We start from the raw sequence: 2,694 nt of genomic DNA, 5'->3' as shown, positions 1-2,694 counted from the left end.
TCATCGACCGCATCGCTTACGACGGGCGCGACGGCAGCGTGACGGTCAGCTTCCGGTCCCTGGGCATCAAGGCGCTCTGCAACGAAGCCAACATGGTCTATGGAGGCGAGCATGAGGCGTAATCAGACGAGCGCGGTCACCGGGACCATCGAGGTCCGGTGGACCTTCAAGCCCAGACACAACGGTCGGAAACGCAAGGATGGCCCGGGCATTGGTCCGCGGGATATCGAGCCGGGCAACGTCCCTCGGATCACGCGCCTCATGGCTCTGGCGATCAAGTTCGATGGCATCGTCCGCCGTGGGGAGGTGCGGGACTACGCGGACCTCGCCCGGCTGGGTTACGTAACCCGGGCCCGCATCACACAGATCATGAACCTCCTCAACCTGGCGCCCGACATCCAGGAGGAGATCCTGTTCCTGCCCAGGACCGTGAAGGGCCGCGACCCGATCCGCGAGCGGGACGTCCGCCCCATCGCCGCCGTCCCCCATTGGAACCGCCAGCGCAAGATGTGGAAGGCGCTCCTCCAGGAACGGATACCAAACCGGTAGATCGCGGCTGCTTCCAGGCCTTCGCTCGCCAGGAAAGGCTCTCTCTTCTCTCGCCGTTTTCCCCTTCGAGACAAGCTATCTTACCGGGATATTCCGAGAAGATAAGTTTTTCATTTGACCTTATACATGGTCGTGCGTATAATATAGCATCTGTGGCCGCGGTGCGCCTGCGCCCCGCGGTCCGGTTCGTTCATCAAGGATAGGTGGAACGTTGCCCTTGGCAAGAACGGTCGACATAAGGACGAGAGTCATGAAGTCTAAACGGACGAAGGGTTCTGCCAAGCGAAGGAAGGGCGGTCCCGGGCGGCGTCCCATCGCCAGCATAACCGAGCACCAGCGACGGACGCTGAGGGAGATCCGGGACTACATCGCCCGCAAGGGCTACCCGCCGACGATCCAGGAACTCGCCGAGATACTCGGCATCACCCACGCAAGCGCGCATGCCCAGGTCAACCAGCTCGTCCGTAAAGGCTACTTGAAGCGCGAGCCCCGCAAGGCCCGGGGGCTCGCAGTGGTCCGCGAGCCGGAAGACGAGATCACGGACCTCGTTCCTGTCCCCATCCTTGGGAGGGCGGCCGCGGGACAGCCCCTCTTCGCCGAGGAAAACATCATCGGCGAGGTGCTGGTGGAGGGCGGAACCGCTTCGCGGGGTCGCTGTTTCGCCCTCGTGGTCGACGGCGACAGCATGATCAAGGCTGATATCCATGAGGGTGACCTCGTCATCGTGCGACAGCAGCCCGTGGCCGAGAGCGGGGATATCGTGGTGGCCCTTCTCGGCGAAGAGGCGACCGTGAAACGTCTCTATATCCGGGAGGAGAAGATCGAGCTCAGGCCCGAGAAGCCGAAGTATCCACCGATTCCCATCGGCCCCAGCGAGGATCTGCGGATTCTCGGAAAGGTGGTCGGTGTCAGGCGATTGGATTCGGGACGCAGGGCCACCACAAACGCGTCATGAAAAGGAGGACAGAAAGTGGCGACGTACAACCTTCGGCGGTTTTCCCATCCTGATGGTTTGAAGGCTATCGCGGAGGAGCACTTGATCGCTCTCCTGCAACCTCACGCAGCCTTCTTCAACGGCCGAGGTGTATCGTTGCCACCACCAGGCCAAGCGGACGGCCTCGACTACGAAGGGATCGTCCAGGTCTTCATGACTCCGGACAGCGACACGCCAAAGGAATTGGCGGATGCGTTGTACTTCATCCACGAAATGGCGACTCCAGAGGGCATGGATGAACTGCTGCACGAGGCGGAACGGAACGGCATCCACCTGGATGGCAACCCCGACCCTACGCCCGCCGATGTCGCCGTCCAGGTCTGGCTCCATGACAGGGACCTTCTCGAGCGCAAGCACGCCGAGCAATACCTGACCCGTCCCCGCTCGTTCGAATACTTCCAGACCGAGACTTCGCCTGTCCCTGTATTCAAGAATCCCACCGCAAAGACACTGGTCGCCCTGCAAGACGACCTGGACGATCTGTTCGAGAAGAAGAAGCGCGGTCGCGGCTCCCGCGTTTTCGTCTACCCGAAGAAAGATGCCATCTGGTTTCTTGTCCGGCACGGGGAACCTTACAAGCGGGAAGGCAGCCTTGAGGCCGGCCAGTCGACGAGCGTGTTCTACCGGCCGGAGAAACACGACGTCCTGGTCTACGAACCCTCCATTGGTGAGCTGCGGATCAACGCGGCATCGAAGTGGGAGAAGGACCTTTACCGCAGGAAATTCGGCCTGCATCTGTTCGGCGGCGAGGACTTCTTCCCCGGCACGGGGAAGTACACGCTCGAGCCGCTGAGGACCGATGGGCCGGCCGCCTTGGTCTGCACGGACGTGGACGGAATGGAATGGGTCAAGCTGAAGGAGATCCATTTCTTCTGGGGCGGATCGGAGAACGAAATCGAGATCCGCAAGGCTTCGGACGTCTTCGCTGCATTCGAAGCCAGAGGCCGCACCCTGCCAGCGAAAAGTCGGATCATCCGCGCCAGTTTTCAGGTGAAGTTCAGCGATTCGAAGACGCCACGGACCGTGACGATCAGGCCGTCGAACATCGCTCAGTACACGCGGGATGACGACAGCGCCGTTGTCGAAGAGTGGCTCGTGAAGCGCGGTTTCATCGTGACGAACAGGCAGGAAGACCATGAGGGCACCGTTGC

Annotated in this window: 3 protein-coding genes; all 3 read left to right on the top strand. The window is 61.4% G+C overall.

All coding sequences use genetic code 11. From position 1 onward, the window contains the following. Positions 1-261 precede the first annotated feature (261 nt). Positions 262-549 (top strand): hypothetical protein, encoded by a 288-nt coding sequence (locus AC1HIY_RS15255; protein ID WP_479577661.1) that lies wholly within the window; start codon positions 262-264, stop codon positions 547-549. A gap of 250 nt (positions 550-799) precedes the next feature. After that, a complete protein-coding gene (gene lexA, locus AC1HIY_RS15250; protein ID WP_479577660.1) occupies positions 800-1,504 on the top strand; it encodes a transcriptional repressor LexA in 705 nt (234 codons plus the stop codon). A 15-nt stretch (positions 1,505-1,519) separates the two neighbouring features. Beyond that, positions 1,520-2,694 (top strand): hypothetical protein (locus AC1HIY_RS15245; RefSeq protein ID WP_479577659.1); only part of this gene is annotated, 1,175 nt, incomplete at its 3' end.

This window comes from Rhodocaloribacter sp., assembly GCF_056451265.1.
This window is presented reverse-complemented; position numbering and strand designations above follow the sequence as displayed.

Coding starts and splice junctions, on each gene's coding strand:
- lexA (WP_479577660.1), top strand. CDS start 800: ATGAAGTCTAAACGGACGAAGGGTTCTGCCAAGCGAAGGAAGGGCGGT.
- AC1HIY_RS15255 (WP_479577661.1), top strand. CDS start 262: ATGGCTCTGGCGATCAAGTTCGATGGCATCGTCCGCCGTGGGGAGGTG.